General features: G+C 71.9%; 23 protein-coding genes. 14 read left to right on the forward strand and 9 right to left on the reverse strand.

What is annotated here, in order from left to right:
* Positions 1–131: 131 nt before the first annotated feature.
* The 5 genes from ACIBQ1_RS49120 to ACIBQ1_RS49140 form a co-directional block, all read right to left on the reverse strand.
* Entirely contained in the window at positions 132–704 is a 573-nt protein-coding gene (locus ACIBQ1_RS49120; protein ID WP_397288678.1) for a TetR/AcrR family transcriptional regulator, read from the reverse strand.
* Between the two features lie 41 nt (positions 705–745).
* Positions 746–2,779: a serine/threonine-protein kinase gene (locus tag ACIBQ1_RS49125; protein WP_397288680.1), complete on the reverse strand. Its 2,034-nt coding sequence runs from the start codon at positions 2,777–2,779 to the stop codon at positions 746–748.
* Between the two features lie 121 nt (positions 2,780–2,900).
* Positions 2,901–4,277, reverse strand: coding sequence for a DUF1116 domain-containing protein (locus tag ACIBQ1_RS49130; RefSeq protein ID WP_397288682.1), 1,377 nt, complete (start codon positions 4,275–4,277; stop codon positions 2,901–2,903).
* Positions 4,274–5,614 (reverse strand): FdrA family protein, encoded by a 1,341-nt coding sequence (locus ACIBQ1_RS49135; protein WP_397288684.1) that lies wholly within the window; start codon positions 5,612–5,614, stop codon positions 4,274–4,276. The genes ACIBQ1_RS49130 and ACIBQ1_RS49135 overlap by 4 nt, the downstream gene beginning before the upstream one ends.
* Entirely contained in the window at positions 5,611–6,465 is an 855-nt protein-coding gene (locus ACIBQ1_RS49140) for a DUF2877 domain-containing protein (RefSeq protein ID WP_397288686.1), read from the reverse strand. Before ACIBQ1_RS49140 ends, ACIBQ1_RS49135 begins: the two co-directional genes overlap by 4 nt.
* A 131-nt stretch (positions 6,466–6,596) precedes the next feature.
* On the opposite strand from ACIBQ1_RS49140, the gene ACIBQ1_RS49145 reads away from it, so the two are divergent.
* The 9 genes from ACIBQ1_RS49145 to ACIBQ1_RS49185 all read left to right on the forward strand — a co-directional run bounded on the left by ACIBQ1_RS49145 (position 6,597) and on the right by ACIBQ1_RS49185 (position 15,642).
* Positions 6,597–8,198, forward strand: coding sequence for a PucR family transcriptional regulator ligand-binding domain-containing protein (locus tag ACIBQ1_RS49145; RefSeq protein WP_397288688.1), 1,602 nt, complete (start codon positions 6,597–6,599; stop codon positions 8,196–8,198).
* Positions 8,199–8,208: 10 nt separating this feature from the next.
* Complete coding sequence (locus tag ACIBQ1_RS49150; RefSeq protein ID WP_355367490.1) at positions 8,209–8,412, forward strand: RNA-binding S4 domain-containing protein; 204 nt, start codon at positions 8,209–8,211, stop codon at positions 8,410–8,412.
* Positions 8,413–8,607: 195 nt separating this feature from the next.
* Complete coding sequence (locus tag ACIBQ1_RS49155; protein WP_397288690.1) at positions 8,608–10,020, forward strand: uracil-xanthine permease family protein; 1,413 nt, start codon at positions 8,608–8,610, stop codon at positions 10,018–10,020.
* Positions 10,017–10,847, forward strand: coding sequence for an FAD binding domain-containing protein (locus tag ACIBQ1_RS49160; protein ID WP_397288692.1), 831 nt, complete (start codon positions 10,017–10,019; stop codon positions 10,845–10,847). Before ACIBQ1_RS49155 ends, ACIBQ1_RS49160 begins: the two co-directional genes overlap by 4 nt.
* Positions 10,837–11,313 carry a (2Fe-2S)-binding protein gene (locus ACIBQ1_RS49165; protein WP_397288693.1) on the forward strand — a complete coding sequence of 159 codons (477 nt, stop codon included), beginning with the start codon at positions 10,837–10,839 and terminating at the stop codon, positions 11,311–11,313. Before ACIBQ1_RS49160 ends, ACIBQ1_RS49165 begins: the two co-directional genes overlap by 11 nt.
* Positions 11,310–13,667, forward strand: coding sequence for an aerobic carbon-monoxide dehydrogenase large subunit (gene cutA, locus ACIBQ1_RS49170; protein ID WP_397288695.1), 2,358 nt, complete (start codon positions 11,310–11,312; stop codon positions 13,665–13,667). Before ACIBQ1_RS49165 ends, cutA begins: the two co-directional genes overlap by 4 nt.
* Before the next feature lie 7 nt (positions 13,668–13,674).
* Positions 13,675–14,682, forward strand: coding sequence for a leucine-rich repeat domain-containing protein (locus ACIBQ1_RS49175; RefSeq protein WP_397288697.1), 1,008 nt, complete (start codon positions 13,675–13,677; stop codon positions 14,680–14,682).
* Between the two features lie 67 nt (positions 14,683–14,749).
* Positions 14,750–15,172: a hypothetical protein gene (locus ACIBQ1_RS49180; RefSeq protein WP_350722606.1), complete on the forward strand. Its 423-nt coding sequence runs from the start codon at positions 14,750–14,752 to the stop codon at positions 15,170–15,172.
* A gap of 50 nt (positions 15,173–15,222) precedes the next feature.
* Positions 15,223–15,642, forward strand: coding sequence for a hypothetical protein (locus tag ACIBQ1_RS49185; protein WP_397288699.1), 420 nt, complete (start codon positions 15,223–15,225; stop codon positions 15,640–15,642).
* On the opposite strand, the gene ACIBQ1_RS49190 is transcribed toward ACIBQ1_RS49185, so the two are convergent.
* The 3 genes from ACIBQ1_RS49190 to ACIBQ1_RS49200 form a co-directional block, all read right to left on the reverse strand.
* The gene (locus ACIBQ1_RS49190; RefSeq protein WP_397288701.1) at positions 15,639–17,948 is read right to left on the reverse strand and encodes a PQQ-dependent sugar dehydrogenase; all 2,310 of its coding nucleotides are present in this window, start codon (positions 17,946–17,948) and stop codon (positions 15,639–15,641) included. The genes ACIBQ1_RS49185 and ACIBQ1_RS49190 overlap by 4 nt on opposite strands.
* Positions 17,949–17,978: 30 nt before the next feature.
* Positions 17,979–18,725 (reverse strand): hypothetical protein, encoded by a 747-nt coding sequence (locus ACIBQ1_RS49195; protein ID WP_397288704.1) that lies wholly within the window; start codon positions 18,723–18,725, stop codon positions 17,979–17,981.
* Positions 18,726–18,844: 119 nt separating this feature from the next.
* Positions 18,845–19,876 carry a LacI family DNA-binding transcriptional regulator gene (locus ACIBQ1_RS49200; protein WP_397288706.1) on the reverse strand — a complete coding sequence of 344 codons (1,032 nt, stop codon included), beginning with the start codon at positions 19,874–19,876 and terminating at the stop codon, positions 18,845–18,847.
* 102 nt (positions 19,877–19,978) lie between these two features.
* On the opposite strand from ACIBQ1_RS49200, the gene ACIBQ1_RS49205 reads away from it, so the two are divergent.
* The 5 genes from ACIBQ1_RS49205 to ACIBQ1_RS49225 are packed head-to-tail and all read left to right on the forward strand — an operon-like array spanning position 19,979 to position 24,517.
* Positions 19,979–21,205: an amino acid ABC transporter substrate-binding protein gene (locus tag ACIBQ1_RS49205; protein WP_397288708.1), complete on the forward strand. Its 1,227-nt coding sequence runs from the start codon at positions 19,979–19,981 to the stop codon at positions 21,203–21,205.
* Positions 21,199–22,080: a branched-chain amino acid ABC transporter permease gene (locus ACIBQ1_RS49210; RefSeq protein WP_397288710.1), complete on the forward strand. Its 882-nt coding sequence runs from the start codon at positions 21,199–21,201 to the stop codon at positions 22,078–22,080. Before ACIBQ1_RS49205 ends, ACIBQ1_RS49210 begins: the two co-directional genes overlap by 7 nt.
* Positions 22,064–23,053: a branched-chain amino acid ABC transporter permease gene (locus ACIBQ1_RS49215; protein WP_397288712.1), complete on the forward strand. Its 990-nt coding sequence runs from the start codon at positions 22,064–22,066 to the stop codon at positions 23,051–23,053. Before ACIBQ1_RS49210 ends, ACIBQ1_RS49215 begins: the two co-directional genes overlap by 17 nt.
* Positions 23,050–23,793, forward strand: coding sequence for an ABC transporter ATP-binding protein (locus tag ACIBQ1_RS49220; RefSeq protein WP_397288713.1), 744 nt, complete (start codon positions 23,050–23,052; stop codon positions 23,791–23,793). Before ACIBQ1_RS49215 ends, ACIBQ1_RS49220 begins: the two co-directional genes overlap by 4 nt.
* Positions 23,786–24,517, forward strand: a complete 732-nt coding sequence (locus ACIBQ1_RS49225; RefSeq protein WP_397288715.1) for an ABC transporter ATP-binding protein — start codon at positions 23,786–23,788, stop codon at positions 24,515–24,517. Before ACIBQ1_RS49220 ends, ACIBQ1_RS49225 begins: the two co-directional genes overlap by 8 nt.
* Here ACIBQ1_RS49225 and cydB read toward each other — a convergent pair.
* Positions 24,514–25,410: a cytochrome d ubiquinol oxidase subunit II gene (cydB, locus tag ACIBQ1_RS49230; RefSeq protein ID WP_397288717.1), complete on the reverse strand. Its 897-nt coding sequence runs from the start codon at positions 25,408–25,410 to the stop codon at positions 24,514–24,516. The two genes, ACIBQ1_RS49225 and cydB, sit on opposite strands and share 4 nt — an antisense overlap.
* Between the last annotated feature and the right edge of the window lie 3 nt (positions 25,411–25,413).

A 25,413-nucleotide genomic window follows, 5' to 3' on the forward strand; every position in this document is an offset into this window, starting at 1 on the left:
CACCAGGGAAAGCACAGCCGACCGGGAAACCGGCGGAAGAAAGGCCCTGGGCCCTACCGTCAGACATCATCACCTCGTCTGCTCCCGACCCGACTTTGGATCGGTCGGTTCAAAATGAGGGCGTGAGAAGGTCAGAAGACGCCCAGCGCGGTTTCCGCGATCGACTCGAGCCCGTCCCGGTCCGTCCCGCCCCGCGCGGCGACGCGCAGGCCGCTGACGGCGGCGAACACGAAGTGCGCCAGGGCGAGCGGGTCCCTGTCCGGGTCGAGCTCGCCCCGCGCGCGGCCGGTCTCGATGGCGGCCCGCACCATCTCGCGCCGCCTCTCGTTGTCGCGCCGCAGCAACTCGGCGATCTCGGGGTCGTGCGGGGCGAGCTCGGTCATCGAGTTGACCACCAGGCAGCCGGGCGGCTCCTCGGGGTCGAGGTCGACGGCCCACCACAGGACGGTCCTGATCTTCTCCTTGAGCGGCAGGTCGGCGTCCAGCGTCTCGGCGAGCGTGGCGTTGCGCTGGTCCATGTAGAGCCGCAGCGCCTTCGCGAACAGGTCGTGCTTGCTGGCGAAGGTGTTGTAGATGCTGCTGCGCCCGAGCCCGGTGGCCGCGCACAGGTCCTGCGTCGAGGTGGCCTCGTAGCCCGCGGTCCAGAACGCGCGCATGGCGGCCTCGACGGCGCGTTCCTCCTCGAACTTCCTCGGTCGGCCCATGGCGGGCACATTACCTGTTTTGGAATGAATGGTGCAATACGTCAGCCGCCCCGCCGGAACGTGTCCAGGAACACCTTGCGGGTGTCCGCCTGCTCGTCCCACTTGAGCTCGGGCAGGTCGAACGTGATCTTGAACGCGGTGATGTCGTCGATCGAGACGTACCGGGTGAGCGCGTGCATGGGGACGCCGCTGCCCGTGGTGTAGGTGTACTCCCAGTCGGCGGCCTGCCAGCCGCGGTAGTCGACGCCCTGGAGCTGCACCTGGATGTAGCCCTCCACGCCGCCCTTGGCCTCCTGGCGGCTCAGCTCGGACAGCCCTCCGTCGGTCTGCGGGCTCACCTTCTGCACCATGATCCGCATGCCGGAGTCCTTCGGCCCGCTGAACGTGGTCACCCCGCCCGACGCCGCCGGTTTCCAGCCCGCGGGCACGGCGGCGGCGAACCCGGCCGTGCCGTGCTCGGTGTAGCCCGAGGGTATCGCCGAGGGCTCGGCGTTCCGGGGTTCGACGGGCGCGGACGTCGCGGCCTGCGTGACGGCGGTCACCTGGGACGGCGATCCGCCCGGCATGAGCACCATCACGACGCCCACGACGGCGGCCACCGCCACGAGCGCGCTGATGATCGTGAGCGGCGTCGGCCGCCCGCGGCGCACCCACGTCCCGTCGTCCTCGTCGGGCCTGCGCCGGCTCTTGCCGGTGCGCGGCGCCGCGCTGGGCAGCGTGGCCAGGCGGTGGTGGCCGAGGTCGCGGGACAGGTCGCGCGACTGCTCGCGCAGGTCCTCGGCCGAGGCCAGCGGCCACGGGGTGGCGGCGGACGTGCGGCTGTCCGTGGTCAGCGGCAGGATCGGCGCCGGCTGCGGGCCGGAGTCGTCGCCGAGGTTCCCGGTGACCCGGTGCGGGCCCGAGGGCGCGCCGAAGGGACGCCGGGCCCCCGGAGGGCCGCCGAACTCGGGTGGCGGCGGCACCAGCTGGTCGGTCCGGTGGTTGCCCGAGGGGCTCGTCAGGCCGTCGTACGGCATCGAGTGGCCGCCGGACGGGCTGGTCAGCGGGTCGTACGGCACGCGGATCGGCCCCGAGGGCGTCTCCACGATCCGCGAGGGCATCGGCCCCGACGGGGACTCCAGCAGCCCGGAGGCCGGTCCGTCATCCGGGGTGGGCCCGGGGGCGGGCAGCGGCGCGGCCGGGCGCGGCCGGACGGAGCCGTGCGCGCGCAGCACCGCCTCCATCATCTCGATGACCTGGTCGGAGGTCAGCCGCTGGGCCGGGTCCTTGCGCAGCAGGCCCTCGATCACCGGCCCCAGCGAACCGGCCCGCTGGGGCTCGATCGGCTCCTGCGTGAGCACCGAGCCGAGCACCGCCACCGGATCGGGCCCCTCGTACGGCGGCCGCCCCTCGACGGCGGCGTACAGCGTCGCGCCGAACGACCACAGGTCGGCCGCCTGCGTGATCGGCTGCCCGGACAGGCGCTCCGGCGGGATGTACGCGGGCGACCCCATGAGCAGGCCCGTCTGCGTGATCGTCACGTCGCCCTCGATGGCCGCGATGCCGAAGTCGGTCAGCACCACCCGGTCCTGGGTCAGCAGCACGTTGCCCGGCTTGATGTCGCGGTGCAGGATCCCGGCGGCGTGCGCGTGCCTGACCGCGTCCAGCACCCGGATGCCGATCTCGGCCGCCTGCAGCACCGGCAGCGGCCCGCTCTGGCGTACGGCCTGCTCCAGGGACCACGCGCGGACCAGTTCCATCACGATCCACGGGCGGCCGTCCTCCTCGACCACGTCGTGCACGGTGACGATGCCGGGATGCGTCAGCCGCGCGGCCGACCTGGCCTCGCGCAGCACGCGCCGGTGGGCCACCTGCCGGCCCGCGGTGTCGAGCCCGTAGGGGAGGATCAGCTCCTTGACCGCCACGTCCCGGTCGAGCAGGACGTCGTGGGCGTGCCACACCATCCCCATGCCGCCCCTGCCGACAGGCGACATGAGCCGGTAACGCCGGCCGATCAGACGGCCCTGGCTCTGCGGGGCGCCGCCCGGGGCGCCTCCTTCCGCGCCGGGGCCGCTGAGCAAGCGGTCGGCTGCCATGTTCCCGCCCCCATCCCGCGCTACGAGCAATTTAAAGTGGTTCGTTACGATATCGGCGGGCCATGCGCAAGGGAAGCTGAAGCATCCTTACAAAGGTTTTGACCTGCGGATATGTCGCCATTCAGATGGCTTGCTCCGCCAATGCGATCAATGCCGTGGTGAATGCCTCTACAGGGGGTTTGACCAGCCCTGCTCCTACTTGACCGGTTCCTGCGACACGGCCCGCGATGCCGGTGTTGACCACGGGGAGCAGGCCCGTTCTCGCCACGAGAGTCACATCGATGCCGACCGGCGTGCCGCGGAAGCCGAGCCCGGGAATCTGGTAGGCGGGGTGCTCGGCGAGCGTGATCTCGTACATGGAACGGGTGGCCCGCACCGCGTCGGACACCTCGCCGCCCACGAACCGCACGATGGCCGGCGACGCCGCCATCGCGAACCCGCCCAGCCCCGACGTCTCCGTGATCGTGGAGTCGCCGATGTCCGGGTTCGCGTCGTCCGGCCCGTACGTGCCCAGGTAGAGCCCGTCGGGCACCCCGGCCGGCCCCGTGAACCAGCGCCCGCCCAGCCCCGAGACCTGGACGCCGAAGTCGGTGCCGTTCCTGGCCATGGCGACGACCATGGACGAGCCGGGCACGTCGCGGGCGGCGTCGGTGCTGACCTTGGCGGCGGCCATGGCGGCGTTCAGGAAGAAGTGGTCGTTGCCGTTGATGAAGCGCAGCACCTCCGCGGCGACGCCCGGGGCGGCCTCGACCACGGCCGGGGCCAGCTCGCGCAGCAGGAGCGAGGTGGCGGCGCGGTTGCGGTTGTGCAGCTCGTCGCCCATCTGCAGCGCCTGCGCCATCAGCGAGCGCAGGTCGAGCGGCCCCACACGCTCCAAGGTCGCCGCCAGGGCGGGGCCGAGCACCGTGTCCATCCAGCGCAGCCGCTCCAGCACCTCGGGCCCGTAGGCGCCGTACCGCAGCACCTTGCCCAGGCCCTCGTTCAGCGAGCAGTACGCGGTGCCGCCGTGCTCGTCGTCGCGCACCTCGAACAGCCACATCGACGGGCTCACCACGCCCGCCATCGGGCCGACGGCGGCGTGCTCGTGGCACGGCCGCAGCGCGATCTCGCCCGCCGCCAGCCGCCGCCCGGCCTCCTGCTCGTCGCCCGCCAGGCCCTCCAGCAGCATCGCGCCGATCAGCGCGCCGCGCATCGGGCCCGACGCGCGCTCCCAGGTGATGGGCGGGCCCGCGTGCAGGAACGTGCCCGCCGCCAGCACCTCCGAGGCCCGCCGCACCCCCACCAGATGCGGGCGGGCGGAGGTCAGCCTGCTGACGGCCAGCTCGTTGGCGGCCTGCCGGCGCGGGTCGGCGAGCACCACGTCCAGGGCCTCGGCGGTGCCGGGCAGCGGCGGGCGCCAGGACACCGGCGTCGTCTCGACGGCCTGCGCCCTGAGCGCCTCGTCGAGCAGGTCGGCGCCCACCGTGATGACGCGGGACGGGACGGAGAGCAGGCTCAAAGGAGGCTCCTGGCGTGCCGGGCGGCCTGGGCGTTGGAGGTGAACACGGCCGCGCCCGCCTCGCGGAAGGCGGCGGCCTGGCGGTGCAGGTCCTGGGGGTCGCCCTCGGTGCCGACGAGCGCGATCACGACGGTGGCGGGCGTGCGGGCGACGGCGTGCGCGAGCGAGGCGGCCGGGTCGGGGTCGGCGCCGTGGCCGAGCACGACGTCCATGAGCACCAGGTCCGTCTCGTGGGCGCGGGCCAGCGCCTCGACGCGCAGGGTCGGGTCGATCATGGGATGCGCCCGGCCCCTGGTGTAGGCGTCGTCCCCGTAGTCGACGAAGTCGCCCGTCCCGGCGACCAGCGCGGCCTCGGCGCTGAGCGTCCCGCCGGAATAGACGCCCTTGATCGTCTTGGCCCGGCTCTGCTTGCCCGACCACGCGGGCCAGGACGGCCACTCGGGCACGGGCCGGCCGAGCGCGCGCAGCACCTGCTCGGTCGCCTCCGTCAGGTCGGGCTCGGGGAGCAGCGCGGGCACCACCGGCGTGCGCAGCCGCTCCACGGCGTCCCGTACGGTCCGCGCCACCTCGGGGGAGGGCGGCTTGGAGACGAGCACGATCAGCTCGGTGGCCGGGTCCTCGTCGAGCAGGCGCAGGGCCCGCAGCGTGGACAGGCCGCCCACCTCGGCCGACAGGTCCCTGCCGCCCACGCCGAGCACGTGGCTGACGCCGGTGCCGGCCCAGTCGAGCAGGGACGTCACCTGCTGGGCCCCGGTGCCGGACGCGGCCACCACGCCGACGGGGCCGGGGCTGAGGACGTTCGCGAAGCCCAGGCCGACGCCGCCGATCACGGCGGTGCCGCAGTCGGGGCCCATCACGAGGACGCCCGCGGCCTCCGCGAGCTCCTTGAGCCGCCGTTCCTGGGCCACGGGGACCCCGTCGCTGAAGATCATGACGGGGAGCCCGGCCTGGACGGCGTCCAGCGCCTCGGCGAAGGCGTGCTCGCCCGGGGTGGAGACCAGCACCAGGTCGGCCGGGGCTCTGGCGGCCGAGCGGGTGGTCAGCGGGGGCTGGTCGGCCGGGTTCCCCTCGGGGCGGCGGAAGGTCGCGAGCTGCCGGTCGGCCTCCTCGACGGCCGCGGCGGCGTCGCGGGCGCGTACGGCGATCAGGAGGTCGCCGGGGCCGGCCGGCGGGACGGTGAAGCCCAGGTCGCGGAGGATGCCGAGGTTCAGCTCGGTGGCCATGGCGACCATGGCGGCCTCTGTGCCCGGCATTTCGGTCAGCGCCCGACTTATGCGCATCAGGGAGATGGAGTCGACGTACGCGCCCTTCCGTACCAGCACCTTGTCGGCGGTCATCGGGGCCCGCTCAGCGCGAGGACGGCGGTCACGCCGATGGCGACGCCCTGGGCCAGGTCGGAGCCCGAGGTGTGGCCGAGGCGGTGGAGGCGGCGCAGGGCCGGTTCGAGGGCCTGCGCGCCCGTGACGCCGCGCAGCACGGCGGTCACCTCGGGGCTGGCCTCGCCCCTGGCCGCGCAGTGCAGGAGCGTGGCCGAAATGGGCGTCGTACGCGTCCTCGCGTCGAACGTCACCGTCGCCGCCAGCCAGTCGGCCAGCCAGACCGCGCGCTCCGCCCCGGCCGCCGCGCCCAGGTGCCGCAGCGTCACCAGCAGGCCCGCGAGAACGTCGTCGCCGCTCGGCGTGAGGCCGGGCCCCAGGCCCATGAGCTGCTCGGCCGCCGTCACGGCGCCCAGCAGCCAGCCCTTCGCGCAACTGTCCGCCAGCAGCTCGACGGCGCCGTTCTTGACCAGCCCCGGTTGCGGCGGGTCGCCGAAGCGGGCGGCCGCGTGTGCGAGCCGGGCCCGATCGATCCGCCCGAGCGGCGGGGCGGGGTCCCACCAGCGGCGCACGCCCAGGCTCAGCGGCCCCAGCTCGATGTTGCGGTCGCCCACCGAGGCGTCATCACCCACCGTGACGCTCGGCAGCGGGCCGGCCAGCAGCACGGAGTTGGGCAGGCGCGTGGCCGTGCCCGTGATGACGGCGATCACCGAAGGCTCCAGCTCGGTCCTGACCTCGAGATACACGCCCGCCGGGAACGCGGCGAGCACCCGGGCGGGGCGGCGCGGCGACTCCAGGACGGGGCGCACCGCCGTGCTGGCCGCGCCCGTGACGTGGATGCGGGTACGCCTCGCATGAGTACTGACGGTCACCGAACCTCCCATCCGACCTTGGACCTGACCGTAAAGCGCTCCGGCAACCCTCCGTACGGAGAAATTTGCCAACAGTCAGCGGGAAGGTTGGCTCTTCCTGACAGACGGCTTCTGGGGTCACAATCGACCACATGGAGCCCCCCGTCCGTCTCGCCAGCACCGGGACGATCATTCACGGCGTTTCCGTCGGAGAGGTGCTCGGCGTCTCCACCCTCGCCGAGGCCCGGCTGATCGCGGGGGAGAGCGGGCTGGGCCGCATCGTCCAGCGGCTGAACGTGATGGAAGTGCCCGACATCCTGGCCTGGGTCAAGCCGCACGAGCTGCTGCTGACCACCGGCTACCCGCTGCGCAACACGCCGCAGTCGCTCGGCCGGCTGGTCGCCGACCTGGACGAGCGCGGCCTGTCGGCGCTGGCGATCAAGCTCGGCCGGTACGTGGACGAGCTGCCCGACGAGATGGTCGAGCAGGCCGACCGGCTGGGTTTCCCGCTCATCCTGCTGCCGAACGACGTCGGGTTCGACGACATCCTCAACCAGGTGCTGACCGACATCCTCAACCGCCAGGCCGCCGTGCTCGCCCGCGCCGAGGAGGCGCACCGGGCGCTGGTGCAGGTGGTGCTGGCCGGCGGCGGGCTCAACGAGGTGGCCGCCGAGGTGGCCCAGCTGCTCGACGTGTCGGTGGCGGCCGTGGACGGCTCGGGCCGCACGCTGGCCACCGCCGGGCCCGCCGAGCACGTGGCCGTCCTGCGCGAGTCGATCTCCCAGGAGGGGCCGCCCCGTACGCCCGCCTCGGGGCGGGCACGGTCGTTCGCCTCGGTGCCCGTGCTGGCCGGGGGCCATCACCACGGGAGGATCGTCGCCTACAGCCCGTCCGGGGCGATCCGCGACAGCGACGTCGGCATCCTCGAACGCGCCGCCACCGTGGCCGCGCTGGTCGTCACCCGGCAGGAGGCGGTCAACGCCGTCGAGAGCAAGTACCGCGCCGACTTCCTGCGCGACGTCCTCACCGGCCGGGCGGGCTCGGCGGAGCGCGTGACGGCCAGGGCGCGGGCGTTCGGGTGGGACCTGGCGCGCCCGGTGACCGTGCTGGTGGCCGAGCTGGACCCGGACGGCGACGAGCGCAGCGCGCAGGACCGGCTGGTGGCGTGCTGGACGGCGGCGATGCGCCGGCACGACCCGCGCGGGGCGGTGGCGGGGTTCTCGCACGAGGTGGTGGCCGTGGTGGACGCCTCGATCGACGCGACCCGGGTCGCGAAGGACGCGGCCTCGGCCTTCGCCGACGTGCCGCCCGCGACGTTCTCGACCGGCACGTCCCGGCCCAGCCCGGGGGCGGAGACGCTGCCGGAGGCGTACTCGCAGGCGCTGAAGGCGGCCCGTGTCGGCCGCCAGCTGCACGGGCCCGGAGCGGTCGCCCACTTCGACCAGCTCGGCGTCTATCGGCTGCTGTCCCTGGTCAACGACACCGACGAGCTGCACGCCTTCGTCCGCGAGACGCTCGGCCCGCTGGCCGCCGACGCCGACGCCGAGAACGCCGACCTCCGCCGCACCCTGCAGGTGCTCCTGGAGACCAACCTGAACGTGGCCGAGACGGCGCGGCGCCTGCACTTCCACTACAACACGCTGCGCTACCGGATCGGGAAGCTGGAGCGCCTGCTGGGCAACTTCACCGACGACCCGCACCTGCGCCTCAACCTGACCCTGGCCCTGCACGTGCTGCGGATGCGCGGCATCTAGGGTTGGGGTTGTGGATTTCGAACTGCGTTCCGAGTACATCCCGCTGTGCGACCTGCTGAAATACTGCGGGATCACGGAGACGGGCGGCATGGCCAAGCACCTGGTCGCCGAGGGCATGGTGCTGGTGGACGGCGAGGTGGAGCTGCGCAAGCGCGCCAAGATCCGTTCGGGACAGGTGGTCAGCGGCGAGGGGTTCTCCATCCGGGTGGAGTAGCCGCCCGCCGCACCGGACCGGCCTAACAGCGAAACAGATCTCTTGTGCGCGAGGTTTTCACTGGCCCTCCGCGTAGATTTGGCAGATCATGCCCGTGTAGGAGCGTGACGGCGGGCCTAATGTGCCCGCAACGGAACGTGTCGCCGGCCCAGGCTCCGAGCGCAGCTCGGCAACCCCAGCACAAGAGGGGCTCTCATGGTTTCGGGATGGACCAAACACGGTGACGGCAAGCACCTGGCGCCCGGAGAGGTGGTCAGGCCCGACGAGCGGCTGAGCTGGCCCAGGATGGTGGGCTTCGGGGCGCAGCACGTGATCGCGATGTTCGGCGCGACGTTCGTCTTCCCCCTGGTGATGGGGCTGGACCCGAACGTCGCCGTGATGATGTCAGGCGTCGCGACGATCCTGTTCCTGCTGATCGTGAAGGGCAGGGTGCCCAGCTACCTCGGCACCAGCGCGTCCTTCGTCGGCGGGGTGCTGGCCATCAGGGCCGCCTGGGGCGGTGACACGGCGGGCGCGGACGCGATCGTGACCGGCGCGATCCTGGTCGCCGGGTTCGTGCTGGCGCTGGCCGGGCTGGCCATCCACTTCCTCGGCGTGCAGATCATCCACCGCGTCTTCCCGCCCGTGGTCACGGGGGCGGTCGTCATGCTGATCGGGTTCGGGCTGGCGTATGTGGTGGCGGACGTCTACTGGCCACAGGACCACTGGGTCGCGCTCGTCACCATGCTGGTCACGTTCCTGGTGATCGTGCTCTTCAAGGGGTTCGTCGGCCGGATCGGGGTGCTGGTCGGGCTGATCGCGGGGTTCGTGCTGTCGTGGGTGCTGGACAAGGCCGCGGGCCCCGTCACGTCCGCGCTGCCCGGCGCCAACCTGCGGGACGCGGCGGGCGCGAGCTGCCCGGCCGAGGGGACGTACTGCGTGGCCACGGCCTTCCCGCACGACCGGGTGAACTTCGACTCCGTGGCCTCGGCGCCCTGGTTCGGGGTGCCGGACTTCCACGCCCCCGACTTCAAGACCTCCGCCGTGCTGCTGGTGCTGCCCGCCGTCATCGCGCTCATCGCCGAGAACATCGGGCACGTCAAGGCCGTCGGCGAGATGACCGGGGCGGACGTGGACCCGTACGTGGGCCGGGCGGTGGCGGCCGACGGCGTGGGCACCATGGTCGCCAGCGCGGTCGGCGGCTCGCCCACCACCACGTACGCCGAGAACATCGGCGTCATGGCGGCCACCAAGGTCTACTCGACCGCCGCCTACTACATCGCCGCGATCATCGCCATCCTGTTCGGGCTCTGCCCCAAGTTCGGCGCGCTGGTCGCCGCGACCCCGGGCGGCGTGCTGGGCGGGGTCACCGTCATCCTGTACGGGATGATCGGCCTGCTCGGCGCCAAGATCTGGATCGAGAACCGCGTCGACTTCTCCGACCCCGTCAACATGGTTCCGATCGGCGCGGGCATCATCCTGGCCATCGGACCTGTGAGCCACTTCATCGGCGGCGACTTCTCCCTTGAGGGGATCGCGCTCGGCACCATCGTGGTGCTGGGCGGATACCACCTGCTGCGGGCCATCGCCGGACGGCCCGCCCGCCCGGCCGGGAGCGAGGCCGGGTGAAACCGCCGCCGTTCGAGTACCACGCGCCCCGCGATCTCGGCGAGGCGCTCCGGACGCTCGCGGAGGTGCCGGGGAAGGTGCTGGCCGGAGGACAGAGCCTGATCCCCATGCTCAACATGCGGCTGGCCGCCCCCGAGCATCTCGTCGACATCAACCGCGTCCAGGGGCTGGAAGCCATGGAGACGACGCGGGAGGGCGTCCGGGTCGGGGCGACGGTCCGGCACGCGCGGGCGGAGCGGGCCGGGGCGCACCCGCTGCTGAGCCGGGCGCTGAGGCTGGTCGCCCATCCGGTGATCAGGAACCGGGGGACGGTGGTGGGCAGCCTCGTGCACGCCGACCCGGCCGCCGAGCTGCCCGCCGTGCTGGCCGTCCTGGGCGGCTCCGTCCAGGTGGCCCGCTGGCAGGGGCCGGTACGCGACGTGGGCGCCGAGGAGTTCTTCGTCGGGCCCATGGAGTCGGCGGTCCAGCCGGGAGAGCTGGCCGTGTCGGCATATTTCCCGGCATTGGGTCCGCGTACCGGGACGGCCTTCGAAGAGGTGGCCCGGCGCCACGGCGACTACGCCCTGGCCGGGGTCTGCGCGGTCGTCACGCTCGACGAGGACGGCCGCGTGGAGGCCGCCAGGGTCGCCTGCATCGGCGTCGGCCCCGTGCCGGTCGTCGTGGACGTGACGGAGAGCCCGGCGGACGCGGCGCGGATCGTACGGGACCGGGTCGAACCCGAGGGCGACATCCACGCCTCGGCCGCCTACCGCCGCCACCTCGTGGGCGTGCTGGCCGAGCGGGCCGTACGGAACGCGACCAGGGAGGCAGGCGCCCGTGGAACATGAGATCACGCTCGTCGTGAACGGCACCGCCAGGCGGGTCGGCGTGCCCGCCCGCCGCCTGCTGTCCGACTGCCTGCGCCACGACCTCGGCCTGACCGGCACCCACGTCGGCTGCGAGCACGGCGTCTGCGGCTGCTGCACCGTGCTGCTGGACGGGGAGCCGATCCGGTCGTGCCTGACGTTCGCGGTCAGCGTGGACGGCTCCGAGATCACCACCGTCGAGGGGCTGGGCGCCCCGGATGAGATGTCGGCAGTGCAGCGGGCGTTCGCCGAGTGTCATGGGCTGCAGTGCGGGTTCTGCACGCCGGGGTTCCTGTGCACGGTGACCGCCCTGCTGCGGGACAACCCGGCCCCCACGGACGACGAGGTGCTGGAGGGCATCTCCGGCAACCTGTGCCGGTGCACCGGCTACCAGAACATCGTCAAGGCCGTCCACCGGGCCGCCGAGCTGCTGGCGGAGGAAGCATGACGACGAGGTTGTTCGGGGAGCCCGTGCAGCGGCGGGAGGACCCCAGGCTGCTCACCGGCCGGGGCCGCTACCTCGACGACCTCGGGCGCGACGCGCTGGCCGTCGCGTTCGTGCGCTCGCCGCACGCGCACGCCCGCATCCGCGACATCGACGTGGACCCCGCGCTCGACGTCGAAGGGCTCGTCGCCATCTACACCTGGGAGGACCTGCCCGAACGGGTCGGCCGGCCGCTGCCGCTGCTGATCCCGCACCCGGCGCTCACGCACGGGCGCACCGCGTACCCGCTGGCCAGGGAGATCGTCAGGCATGTCGGCGAGCCGGTGGTCATGGTCGTGGCCGAGGACAGGTACGCCGCCGAGGACGCCTGCGCGCTCATCGAGGTCGGCTACGAGCTGCTCAAGCCGGTCGTCGGCCTGGAGGAGGCCGTGCAGGGCGCCCAGCTCGTGCACGAGGACGTGCCGGGGAACGTCGGCGCGCACCTCGTCCAGGAGGTCGCGGGCACGGACGGGCGCGGCGCGCGGGAGGCGATCGAGGCCGCGCCGCACACGCTGGCCTTCCGGCTCGACATCGAGCGCAGCGCCAGCATGCCCCTGGAGGGGCGCGGCGTGTACGCCCGGTGGGACGGCCGGGACCTGCGCGTCTACTCCAGCACCCAGACCTCCACCAGCGTCCGCATGGCCGTCGCCGCCGCGCTCGAACTGCCGCTCCCGCAGGTCGAGGTGATCGCGCCCGACGTGGGCGGCGGCTTCGGGGTGAAGATCGTGCACCCGTGGCCCGAGGAGGTGCTGGTGCCGTGGGCGGCCATGACGCTCGGGCGCGAGATCAAGTGGACGGAGGACCGCAGGGAGCACTTCATCTCCTCGGCCCACGAGCGCGGGCAGGTGCAGTACGTACGGGTCGGCTTCGACGACGACGGCCGCGTGCTCGGCCTGGACGTGACGATCCTGCACGACCACGGCGCCTACACGCCCTACGGGATCATCGTGCCGATCATCACCTCGACGCAGCTTCTGGGGCCGTACAAGATCGGGGCGTACCGGGTCGAGTTCTCCGCCGTCTACACCAACACCGTGCAGGTCACGCCCTACCGGGGGGCCGGCAGGCCGCAGGGCGTGTTCTGCATGGAGCGGACCATGGACAAGATCGCCCGCTACCTGGGCAAGGACCGCACCGACGTGCGCGAGGTCAACTTCATCGGGCCCGACGAGTTCCCGTACGACCAGGGGATGACGTTCCAGGACGGCCGGCCGCTGATCTACGACAGCGGGAACTACCCCGAGATGCTCCGCATGATCAAGGAGCTGATCGGCTGGGACTCCTTCGAGGCGCGGCCCGGCAGGGGCATCGGCGTCGGGTGCTACGTGGAGGGCACCGGCGTGGGGCCGTACGAGGGCGGGCACGTGCAGGTGACCTCCGACGGGCGGGTGCACGTGTCCACCGGGCTCACCTCGCAGGGGCAGGGGCACGAGACGGCGTTCGCGCAGATCGCCGCCACCGAGCTGGGCGTGCCCATCGAGCGGGTGAGCGTGGTCACCGGCGACACCCGCAGGTTCGGCTACGCCGTGGGCACGTTCGCCTCGCGGGCGGCCGTCGTCAGCGGCAACGCCATCGCGCTGGCCTGCAGGAAAGTACGCGAGAAGGCGCTGCGCATCGCCGCCGACGCGCTGGAGGCCGACCCGGCCGACCTGGAGATCACCGACGGGATGGTGCACGTGGCCGGCACGCCGACCGCGTCCGTCCCGCTGTCCACGGTGGCGGTGCTGGCCAACCCGCTGCGCTACGCCTTCGACGACGAGACCGCCAAGGCCACCCAGTTCGCCGGCACCGCCTCCCCGGACCGGCCGCCGGTCGCCGAGGGCGAGGAGCCGGGGCTGGAGGGGCGCGACTACTACTCGCCGATCAGGTCCACGTTCGCGTCGGGCATGCACGCGGCGATCGTCGAGACCGACCCGGACACGGCCGAGATCAAGGTGGTGCGCTACGCGGTCGTGCACGACTGCGGCCGGCTGATCAACCCCATGATCGTGGAGGGCCAGATCCACGGGGGAGTGGCGCAGGGCATCGGCGGGGCGCTCTACGAGCGGATGGTGTACGACTCGCACGGCCAGCTCGTCAACGCCTCCTTCATGGACTTCCTCATGCCGTACGCCACCGAGATCCCCCGCGTCGAGACCGCCCACCTGGAGACGCCCTCGCCGCTCAACCCGCTCGGCGTCAAGGGCGCGGGCGAGGCCGGCGTGATCCCCGTCTCAGCGGTCATCGCCGCGGCCGTCGAGGACGCCGAGGGCATCGAGATCGACCGCATGCCCATCTCCCCGTCCGAGCTCTTCGACCTGCGCGCCGCCGTGCGATGATCCCTGGATGCGCGCGCCCGGCTCCGGCCTGACCTCGTTCCCCGCCGTCCCCGGCGACGTCCGCCTGATCGACCTGGCCTGGAACGACCTCACCGAGGTTCCCGCCTGGGTGGCCGGGCTCTCCGCGCTGGAGGAGCTCAGGCTCGACGGCAACCGGCTGCGCTCGCTGCCCGACCTGTCGGGGCTCACCGCGCTGCGCGCGCTGCACCTGGACGGCAACGAGCTGACGTCCTTCCCGGGTTGCCCGCCGCACCTGGAGGTGCTCTTCCTGTACGGCAACCGCGTCGGCGCGATCCCCGACCGGCTGAGCCCCTCCCTGCGGCACCTCGCCGCCGGCGGCAACGGGCTGACCGGCGTGCCCGGCTCGCTCTGGAAGCTGACCGGCCTCGAATCCCTCAACCTCGCCGAGAACGCGCTCACCGAGGTCCCGGCCGCGATCGGCGGGCTGACCCGGCTGCGCATGCTGGACCTGGGGCACAACCGGCTCACCTCCGTCCCGCCCGAGCTGGGCGACCTGGACCTGACCGACTACCTCTACCTGAGCGACAACCTGTTCACCGAGGTGCCGGAGGCGATCGGGCGGCTGGACCGGCTGGCGTACCTCAACCTCACCGACAACCGGCTCACCCGGCTGCCCGAGTCGCTGGGGCGGATGGCCGCGCTGGTGGAGCTGCGGCTCTACGGCAACCGGCTGGAGTCGCTGCCCGGCGCCATCGGCGGCCTGGGCAGGCTGCGGGAGCTGCACGCGCAGGGCAACCGGCTGACCCGGCTGCCCGCGTCCATCGCCGAGCTGGGCGAGCTGCGCGTGCTCGACCTGCGCAACAACCACATCAGCGAGCTGCCGGACCGCCTGCCGCCCGGTCTGCGGCACCTCGACCTGCGCAACAACCGGCTGCGCGAGCTGCCCGCGAGCCTGCCCCCGCTGGACAAGCTCGACCTGCGGTGGAACAAGCTCGATGGGGAGCCCGAGGTGCTGCGCCGGCTGCGCGATCAGGGCTGCGTCATCCTGCGCTGATGGAATCGCTCCGGTTTTAGGCGAATTCAGGGTGAACCGGGGCGATAGGGGATGCGTACCTCCGCACATGACGACATTTCCACGTCTGGCCGCTTTCGCGCTGCTGGCCGGACTGGTCGCCGGATGCTCCTCAGGGGGCTGGGGCGACTACGTCGCAGCGGGCGAAACGCAGAAACCAGCGGCAATCCTCACCGTCGAACAACTCTCCGCCAAGGTCGGCTGCAAGCCGAAGATGCAGGTCGAGGCCTCCGACCTCCGCACCGGCTACTGCAAGACCAAGGCGGGCCAGTTCTTCGTCAACACGTTCGCCAGCGAGAAGCTCAAGGACGAGTGGATGGACCGGGCACCGGAGTACAACCCGCACCTGGTCGGCCCGCAGTGGACCGTCCTGGGCCCGCTCCCGGTGCTGGAGCAGCTGAAGGAGCCGCTCAGCGGCGACCTGCACCTGATGGACCACAGGGTCTCCCAGACGCCGGCGCCGCCGAAGTAACCAATCGGTATGGGGTGAACCGGGGCGGGTGGGCCCGCGTACCTTCGCACATGACGACACTCCCACGTCTGGCCGCTTTCGCGCTGCTGGCCGGACTGGTCGCCGGCTGCTCCTCAGGGAGCGGCGGCGGCTATGTCGCAGCAGCCGGAAAGCAGGGCAGCGCCGCCCCCCTCACCGTCGAGCAGCTCTCGGCCAAGGTCGGCTGCAAGCCGAAGATGCAGGTCAACGCCGCCGAGATCCGCACCGGCTACTGCAGGACCCCCGATGGCGAGTTCTTCGTCACGACGTTCAAGACGCAGGCGGGCAAGGACGCCTGGATGGACGCCGCCCCCGAGTACAACCCCCATCTGGTCGGCAACCTCTGGACCGTCCTGTCCAGCCGCAAGGTGCTCGACGTGCTCAAGGAGCGGCTCGGCGGCGACCTCCATCTCACCGATCACCGTACGAAGCAGATGAAGACCGTCGGCTAGCGGGCCCTGGCCAGCTCGTACTGGGCCCGGACCTCGGCCGCGGCCGCGACCCTGTCCAGGAACATCAGGCCGTCCATCCGGCAGTCGCAGGGGTTCTGCTCCCTGGTGTTCTGGGGGTAGCTGCCGCCGATCTTGATGCCTCGGGGGTCGGTCGCCGAGGTGAGGTCCGGCTCGGGGTCTCCTTGGACGCCCCACGGGTCGCCGGTCACCGAGTAGAACCCGTCGAGCGGGCGGCCGTTGCGGTAGAGCTTCATCGTCGCCGTGTCGAAGTCGTACGTCGCGGCGAGGAACACCCACTGGTCGCGCGGCAGCACCTCCTGCCAGGGCTTGTTCGCGGCGAACGTCTGGGAGGCGCCGCCGTCCACGCGCCGGGCGAGCGCCACGACCCGCAGCTCGCCGTTCACCGTGATGAGCTCCAGCAGGGCCCGGACGTCGTGCCCCTGGGAGTTGCCGCTGAGCACCCCGGCCAGGCCGATCGCGTTGAAGGAGTCGGCCGGGTCCGCGGTGTTGGAGTTGGGCGCCGGGCCGTCGCCCAGCATCTTGAACCAGCCCATGACGGTGACGCCCTTGACGGCGTTGAACGCGCGCAGCGTCGGCACGCCGTCCGCGCCGTAGACGCCGGCCTTCCAGTCGTCGTTGCCGGTCGCGGCCGGGTCGACCTGGCGGGTCTGCAGCGCGTACGTGCTGCCCCGGTAGGCCTTGTCGGCCACGCGCATGGCGGTGCCGCCGTTGACCAGCGTGATGTTCGTGCCCGACAGGCCCTGGTCCTGCTCCTGGGCCGGGTCGCCGGGCAGCGGGTGCTCGAAGTCGTACGCGGCCACGAGGTGATCGCGCAGGGTCGGCAGCACGTCCGGCGCGGTCCAGCCGGCCTTGGTGACCTTCCAGATCTTGCCGTTCGCCTTGGACAGCACGTAGAGCTCGCCCGCGCCGTCCCGGCCGAAGCGCAGGTCCACGCGGGTGCTCCCGGCCAGGTCCTGCATGGTCAGCTGCCTGCCGGACGCGTCCACCAGCCGGGGCTTGTGGATCGTGGCCCGGCGGCCGCTGCGCTCGTCCATCTCGGCGGCGACGGTGAAGAAGACCTGGCCGTCCACGATGTCGCCGAACAGGTACTTGCCGTACAGCAGCGGCAGCCGCTGCCCGCGGTAGACGAACCCGCCGGTGATCGCGTGGCCGCTGTCGGCGGTGCAGGGGTGCCCAGGCGGCGGGTCGTGGTCGTAGGCGGCCACCGGGTACGTGTAGCCGTACTGGGCGTCGTCGTCCGGCAGCGTGTAGAGGTGGCAGCGGTCGGTCTTGCTGTACGCGAACGAACCCTCGCGCTCGCTCCAGCCCAGGTTGTCGCCGGCGCCGATGTCGTAGACGGCCTCGATGGCGTGCTCGCCGATGTGGCCGAGGAACAGCCGGTTGCCGGCCTGCGGGTCCCAGCTGAAGCGGTGCGGGTCGCGCATGCCGTACGCGTAGATCTCGCCGAGCCTGCCGGCCTGGCCGGCGAACGGGTTCGCGGCGGGGATGCCGTACCTGCCGTTGGCGCCGTTCGTGCCGGCCGGGTCGATCCTGAGGATCTTGCCCTGCGGGATGGCCAGGTTCTGCGGGTCGTCGCTGGACGAGCCGCGCCCGCCGTCTCCCGCGGCGACATACAGCAGGCCGTAGTCCTTGTCGCCCCTGCGGGCCGTCGGGTTGAAGTCGATCTGCTGGATGCCGTGGATCTGGCCGCTGAACCCGAGCCGCAGCACCTCCCTGCGGGTGCCGGAGAAGACGTTCGCCTTCGGGTCGGTGGCCGTCCACTCGGTGATGACGCCGTGGAACCTGGTGCCGGGCTGCGGCGTCAGGTCGGGGGTCTTCGTGGTCAGCGCGGCGCCCCACTCGGTGTGGACGGTGTAGAACTTGCCGTTCCTGGCGAACTCGGGGTGGAAGGCGGCGAAGCCGAACCCGCTGCCCAGGCCGCGCCCGGAGACGAAATCGGGGGCGAAGGCGGCGCCGACGTCGAGGTATTCGCGTGGCCGGCCCTTGTCCAGGAAGTAGAGCTTGCCGTTGAGGTCGTTGACGAACAGGCGGCGCGAGCCGTCGGGGACCTCGCCCAGGTAGTTGATCCTGGCCCAGCGGACCAGGCGCGCGTCGGTCGGTTCGGGAATCGGCTCGCTCTTCGGGAACGAGGCGAACTCCTCCAGCGTCAGCGTCAGCCCCGAGGCGGCGGGCTTCTCGGGAATGGGGTCGTCGACGGGGGTCGGATCGGCCTGCGCGGCTGCCGGCGGCGCGCACAACGCGGTCGCCAGCACCACGGCGATCAGGCACCGGAGGGTTTTCGGCATACCTGCTCACCACCAGGGGGAGTCGGGGGGCTATTGGTCGGCGCTGTCGCAGGCCGGGGCGCCCTTGACGGTCATGTCGCGCATCCTGCCGATGTTGTCGAACGAGCCGAAGCCGACCCGGCCCGACGCGAACGTGCGGTCGGTGGCCGTGATCAGCGGCGTGGTGGCGCCGTCCATGTAGACCTCGATGCGGCCGGTCTCCACGCAGTGGGTCACGCGGACGCGGTGCCACTCCGCGTCGGTGACCGCGGGCGGCGCGCCCACCTGGCCGTTCCACTGGTCGTCGATGCGCAGGCGGTCGGCGTTGTTGACGACGAAGATCCCGTTGTGCGGGTAGATGGTGTTGTCCTGCGAGAGATGGACGTAGTAGAACTCCGTGTCCGACCGGTAGCCGAACACGATGATCACGTCGCGGTTGCTGACGCTGGTCGGGGTGTCCAGGCGGACCTGGGCGTCGATCCGCACCGAGCCGAACTCGGGGCCCGTCTTCAGCACCGCGTACTCGAAGGGCCGCCGCGGGCCCGGCCGGGCGACGCCGGCCTCGGCGAGAATGACCTGGTCACCGGGGAACCGCCACTTGGCGGGCGTCACGGGCGCCCAGTTGCGCCCGTCGTCGACGTGCCTCACCTTGGCGCGGCCGGGGCCGCAGTCCGGCGCTGCCGTGGCAGCGGCGGTGGTGCCGGTGGTGGTGCCGGCGGTGGCGGTGGCGGCCTGCGCGGGGATCGGTACGGCCAGCGCGAGCATGGCCGTCAGGACGAGAGTGCGAAAGGCTGACATCCGGGATCGATCCTCTCGCCGGGTGTGCTTCCGTAAGCGCTTCCGAAAGCGCTTTCGTTGACCTTCGAGCGGATCGTAACCCGGTGGATCAGGCTGTCAAGGGGCTCGGTGCAGCGCTGTCAAGGCGGCGGTGGGGCCGTGGAGGCGCGTACGACCAGCTCGTGCGAGGTGCGGCGGCGGCGCGGGCGCGAGGCGGGCGGCTTGAGAACTAGCTCAAGCGCTTGCTTGCCCATGCCGACCATGGGCAGCCGGATCGTCGTGAGCGCCGGATAGACGTCGCGCGCCACCGGCACGTCGTCGAACCCGGCCACCGAGATCTCCCCCGGCACCTTGCGCCCGTTGTTGAGCAGCCACGACAGCGCGCCCACCGCCATCGGGTCGTTCAGCGCGACCACCGCCGTCAGATCGGGGTGGGCCCGCATCAGCCGGGCCGCGGCCGCCGCGCCGCCCTCCCTGGTGAAGTCGCCGTGCACCACGGGGAACGAGCGCCAGTCGAGCCCGGCCGCGGCCAGCGCCGCCCGCAGCCCGGCCAGCCGGTCCTCCACCGTGGTCAGGTTGGCCGGGCCGCCGAGCACGCCGAGCCGGCGGTGGCCCAGGTCGAGCAGGTGGTGCATGAGAGTGGAGCCGCCGCCCGCGTTGTCGGGCAGCACGGCGTCCACCGGCAGGTGGTGGCGGCCGATGACGGCCACCCGGCCGCCCGCCGCCGTGAACGAGCGCACCTCGGCGGCGATGTCGGCCTCGGTCCCCGCCTCGACGTAGCCGGATCCGGCCAGCACGATCGAGGTCACGCGGTGGGCGCGCAACGCCCGGATCCTGGCCAGCTCGGCGCGCGGGTCGCGCTCGGTCTGGCTGATGAGCGCCATGTAGCCGCGGCTCTCGGTCTCGCGCAGCACGCCCCTGGCGATCTCGCCGAAGTAGGGGTCGCCGACGTCGTGCACGATCAGCCCGACCATGGACGCCTGCCCGCCGGCCAGGGCCCGAGCGTGGCTGTTGGGCACGTAGCCCACCTGGGACGCGACCGCCTGGACGTGGGCGGCGACCTCGGCGCTGACCCCGGTGCTGCCCGTCAGGGCCCGGGAGGCGGTCGCCAGTGAGACCCCCGCGGCCTTGGCCACGTCGACGAGGCGGGGCGGATAAGGTCGGTCGGCCATGGCTGCGAACCCCCCTTGTCCGGGGCTGAATCCCGTGTAATCGTAACCGAAAGCGCTTCCGTAAGCGCTTTCGCGGCACCTCTTCTGACGGGGGTCTCCTCGATGGCAAGAGTTCACAAGAGCCTGACGATCACGACGATCTGCGCCTTGGCCCTGACCGCCTGCGCCAAGACCGACGAGCCCGGGGCGGCCCAGCCCACGGGACAGCAGGGGCCGGTCAAGATCGGCATCTCCCTCCCGCTCACCGGCGACTTCGCCGAGCCCGGCAACGGCATCAAGGACGGCTACCAGGTCTGGGCCGACCGGGTGAACGCCAAGGGCGGCCTGCTGGGCAGGAAGGTCGAGCTGATCTTCCGCGACGACGCCTCCGACCCCAACCGGGTCAGCTCCGACTACGAGTCACTCATCACCCAGGACAAGGTCAACCTGGTCTTCGGGCCGTTCTCGTCGCGGCTGGTGATCCCCGCGGCGAAGGTCGCGGAGTCGTACAACATGCTGTTCGTCGAGCCGGCCGGGGCCGCCAAGGAGGTCTTCGAGCAGGGCTTCAAGCGGCTGTTCTACGCGGCGCCGGCGATCGCGAGCGACCACTACAACTATCTCGCCGAGTACCTGCTCAAGCTGCCGGCCGACAAGCGGCCGAAGACGGCGGCGTACGCGAGCCTGGACGACCCGTTCGCCCAGGGCACCGCGTACGGGCTGAGGGACAAGCTGGCCGCGGCCGGGATCAAGACGGTCGTGGACGAGGTCTACCCGCCCGAGACCACCGAGTTCTCGCCCATCGCCGCCAAGATCGCCGCGGCCAAGCCGGACATCGTGGTGGGCGGCACGCAGTTCGAGGACTCCGTGGGCCTGGTGCGCGCGCTGCAGGAGCTGAAGGTGCAGCCCAAGCTGGCGGCGTTCTCGACCGGGCCGACGGAGCCGGAGTTCGCCGCCGCGGTGAAGGGGGCGGCCGAGAACATCATCTCGCCGGTCGGCTGGTCGGCCACGGCCACCTTCACCGGCAACCAGGAGATGATCAAACGACACAAGGAGATGTTCAACGGCGAGGCGAACGAGGACACCGCCAACGGCTTCACCGTCGGCCAGGTCGTCGAGGCGGCCGTGAACGCGGTCAAGTGCGTCGACGCCACCAAGGAGTGCCAGGACAAACTGGCCGACCACATCAGGCAGGGCACGTTCGACACGGTCGTCGGAAAGCTCTCCTTCGACGACCAGGGCAGGCCCGAGCAGGCGCACATGATCCAGCAGTACGTCGACGGAAAGGTCGAGATCGTGCTCCCCGACCAGGCCAAGACGGCCGACCTCGTCTACCCGAAGAAGGAATGGTGAGTCTGCTCCTGCAAGGGCTGGCCCTGGGCGTGCTGACCGGCGGCCTCTACGCGCTGCTGGCCTCCGGTCTGTCGCTGTACTTCGGGGTGATGCGGGTGGTCATGGTGGCGCACCCGGCGTTCCTGTTCCTGGCCGCCTACCTGACCTACACCGTGCACACGACGCTCGGCGTGGACCCGTTCCTGGCGCTGCCCGTCACCGTGCCGCTCTTCTTCGTGCTGGGCGTGGCGGTGCAGCGGCTGCTCGTCGCACGGCTGGCCGCCGACAACCTGGCGATGATGTCGGTGCTGCTGACGTTCGGGATCGCGCTGACCATCGAAGGACTGCTCGGGACGATCTACACCGGGTCCTACAAGTCGGTCAGCATGGAGTACGCGACGAAGTCGCTGACGATCGGCGGCGTGCACCTGCCGTACGACCGGATCATCGCCTTCCTGGTCGCGGCGGTCACCCTCGCGGTGCTGTTCGCGGTGCTGGTCAAGAGCCGGTTCGGGCAGGCGCTGCGGGCCACCATCCAGCACCGGGAGGCGGCCCGGCTGGTCGGCATCCGGACCGAGCGGGTCGCCGGCTACGGCTTCGGCGTGGGCCTGGCCACCGCGGCCGTCGGCGGGACCGTGCTGGCGCTGATCACGCCGTTCTTCCCCGCCTCGCACTGGGTGTGGATCGGCAAGCTCATGGCCATCATCGTGGTCGGCGGGCTGGGGAGCGTGATCGGCGCGGCGCTGGCGGCCGTCATGCTCGGCGTGGTCGAGGGCCTCGTGCTGGTGACCGTGGACGCCACCTGGGCCACGATGATGTTCTACGTCTTCCTCTTCCTGACGCTGCTCGCGCGCCCCCAGGGGTTCTTCGGAGGCCGGCTTGCGCATCGCTTCTAGAGGGATCCCGCTGCTGCTCGCCTGCCTGGCGCTGGCCTACCCGTGGCTGGTCCCCAACTACTACCTCGTGTACGCGGGCGCGCTGACCGTCATGTACGCGGCCATGTCCACGTCCTGGAATCTGCTGGGCGGTTTCACCGGATACGTCTCCCTCGGCCACTCGGCGTTCTTCGGCCTCGGCGCGTACGGGACGGGCCTGCTCGTCGTGCGCCTGGGCGTGCCGTGGGTCCTGGCCCTGGTGGTGTCGGCCGTGATCGTGACGGCGTTCGCCGTGTTCGTCGGCGTCGCGGCCGTGCGGGTGCGCGGCGCGTCGTTCGTGATCGTGTCGATCGCGCTCGTGTCGATGATGAACCTCGTCGTGCAGGGCTGGCGCTCGCTCACCGGCGGCTCCACCGGGCTGCAGGTCCCCTCGCCCTTCCCCGACCTGCACCGGGGGCAGACGCACATCGTGTTCTTCTACCTGTTCCTGGCGCTGCTCGGGCTCGCGCTGCTGTCCTGGTGGTACGTCTCGCGCTCCCGGTTCGGCGCCGGCCTGCGGGCGATCAGGGAGGACGAGGACAAGGCCGAGTCCCTGGGAGTGCCGACGGGAGCGTACAAGGTGACGGCATTCGCCCTGTCCGCCCTCTTCGTCTCGCTGGCCGGCGGGCTCTACGCGGTCTGGTTCGGCAGCCTCGACCCGATCTTCGTCTTCTCCATCCTCATCGGGTCGTACATGGTGCTGATGAGCCTGCTCGGCGGGGTCAGGCACCTGTTCGGGCCGCTGCTCGGGGCGCTCATCGTGGCCCCGGCGGGGGAGTACTTCCTGATCGCGCTGGGCGAGACGCAGATCCACCTGACCGCGACGGGCCTGGTGCTCGTGCTGGTGGTGCTGTTCATGCCGGACGGCATCCTCGCCCGGCTCACCAGGAGGCGCGCCGGGCCCTCCATCCCGGACGAGACGGCCGAACAGCGGCTCCAGGGAGTGGCCGGATGAGTGACACAGCGACCTCGTTGCGCACCGAGGCACTGACCAAGTCGTTCGGCGGGGTGCTCGCCGTGGACGGCGCGAGCGTCGAGCTGCGGGAGGGCGGGATCAACGGCCTGATCGGGCCCAACGGCTCCGGCAAGACCACGTTCTTCAACATCGTCACCGGCATGATCAAGCCGGACTCCGGCCGGGTGCTCTACCGCGACCGCGACATCACCCGCCACTCGCCGCACCGCGTCGCGCACGCCGGGATCGGGCGCACCTTCCAGCTCTGCCGCGTCTTCCCGCGCCTGACCGTGCTGGAGAACATGCTGGTCGCCGTCCGCCGCACCCGCCTGCGCGAGCTGCTGGCCGGGCTGCGGGACCGGGGCGAGGTCGAGCGGGCCCGGCACTGGCTGCGGCGCATGGGCATCGAGCACCTGGAGGACGCCGAGGCCCGCGACCTGTCCTACGGCCAGCAGAAGCTGCTGGAGCTGGCCGCCGTCCTCATGGCCGAGCCCGAGCTGGTGCTGCTGGACGAGCCGGCGGGCGGGGTCAACCCGGCGCTGATCGACCGGATCGTCTCGCTCGTACGCGACCTCAACGCCGAGGGCCGCACGTTCCTCGTCGTCGAGCACAACATGGACATGGTGATGGGCATGTGCGACCACGTGATCGTCTTCGACCGGGGAGCGCCCATCGCGTCCGGGCCGCCCGCCGAGGTGCGGGACGACCCGCGCGTGCTGGAGGCGTACCTCGGTGTCTGAGACCGTTCTGTCGCTGGAGGACGTCGAGGCCGGGTACGGCAGGGCGGCGCCGGTGCTGCGCGGCCTGTCCGTCCCCGTGCGCGCCGGTGAGGTCGTCTGCCTGGTGGGGCCCAACGGCGCGGGCAAGTCCACCGCGCTCAAGGTCGCCAGCGGGCTGCTCCCGCCCCGGTCCGGGCGGGTCCTGCTGGCCGGTCAGGACGTGACGGGCCTGTCGCCGCAGCGGCTGCTCGGGCTCGGGCTGGCCCACGTGCTGCAGGGGCACAGCGTGTTCCGCGAGATGACCGTGGCCGAGAACGTGCGGCTCGGCGGCTTCACCGTGCGCGACTCCGCCAGGCTCCAGGCCAGGATCGAGGTGGTCAAGGAGCTGTTCCCCGTGGTGGGCGAGCGGTGGGGGAGCATGGCCGGGCTGCTGTCGGGCGGGCAGCAGAAGCAGGTGGAGTTCGCGCGGGCTCTCATGCTGGAGCCGTCCGTCGTGCTGCTGGACGAGCCGTCGATGGGGCTCGACCCGCGCAACACGCAGGTGGTCTTCGACCAGATCGACCTGATGCGGCGGACCGGCGTCGCCGTGCTGCTGGTGGAGCAGAACGCGCGCAGGGCGCTGGAGATGGCCGACGTCGGGTGCGTTCTCGACCTCGGCCGCGTCCACATCTCCGGCCCCGCCCGCGAGCTGGCCGGCGACCCCCGCCTCGGCCGCCTCTACCTCGGCGCTCCTCCGGTCGCCTAGCCGTGCGTGAGGAGGGTGCCCTCCACCCGGACCCGCTCGCGGAACACCCAGTACGTCCAGCCCTGGTAGACCAGCACGAACGGGAGCGCGATCAGGCCGATCCAGCTCAGCATGGTCAGCGTGTACGGGCCGGAGGCCGCCTCCGCCAGCGTCAGGCCGGGGAACGGGCGCAGGCGGAGCTCCATGAAGACCGCCAGGGTCGACAGCACGATCGCCCCGGCCGTCGCCGCGAAGGCCCAGCCCTCGCGGCGGCGCCAGATGAGCGCCGTGGCCGCCGCCAGCGCCGCCATGGCGGCCAGCGCGGGGAACGTGCCCAGGCCCGACAGGGCGGCCACGGCCACCGGGATGGCCACGCCGCTGGCGGCCATCGCCGCGACGCGGGCGCGGCGGCGTACCGGGCCCGTGGTCTTGAGCGCCAGGAAGACGGCGCCGTGCAGGACGCAGACCGCCAGCGAGAACGCGCCCCCCAGCAGGGCGGCCGGCACGCTGTCGAACAGCAGGTCGGCGAAGACCGCCCCCCACAGGAACGCCGGGAGCGCGCTGCCCACCACGATGCCCAGGTCGCACCAGCGCGGGTCGGTCACCTTGCCGCGCCACTCCAGGCCGACGCCGCGCACGATCAGGCCGACCAGGACGAGCGTCACCGGCAGGTAGAAGGAGCTGAACACGCCCGCGTACCAGGCGGGGAACGCGGCGAACATGGCGCCGACGGCGGTGATCAGCCACACCTCGTTGCCGTCCCACACCGGGCCGATGGTCTGCAGGCTCTGCCGCTGCTCGCCGGGGTTACGGCTCACGAGCGGCGCCAGCATCCCGACGCCGAAGTCGAAGCCCTCCAGCACGAAGTAGCCGGTCCAGAGGAAGGCGATGATGACGAACCACAACTCGATCATTGT

Source organism: Nonomuraea sp. NPDC050153 (genome assembly GCF_044460125.1).
GTDB lineage: Bacteria > Actinomycetota > Actinomycetes > Streptosporangiales > Streptosporangiaceae > Nonomuraea.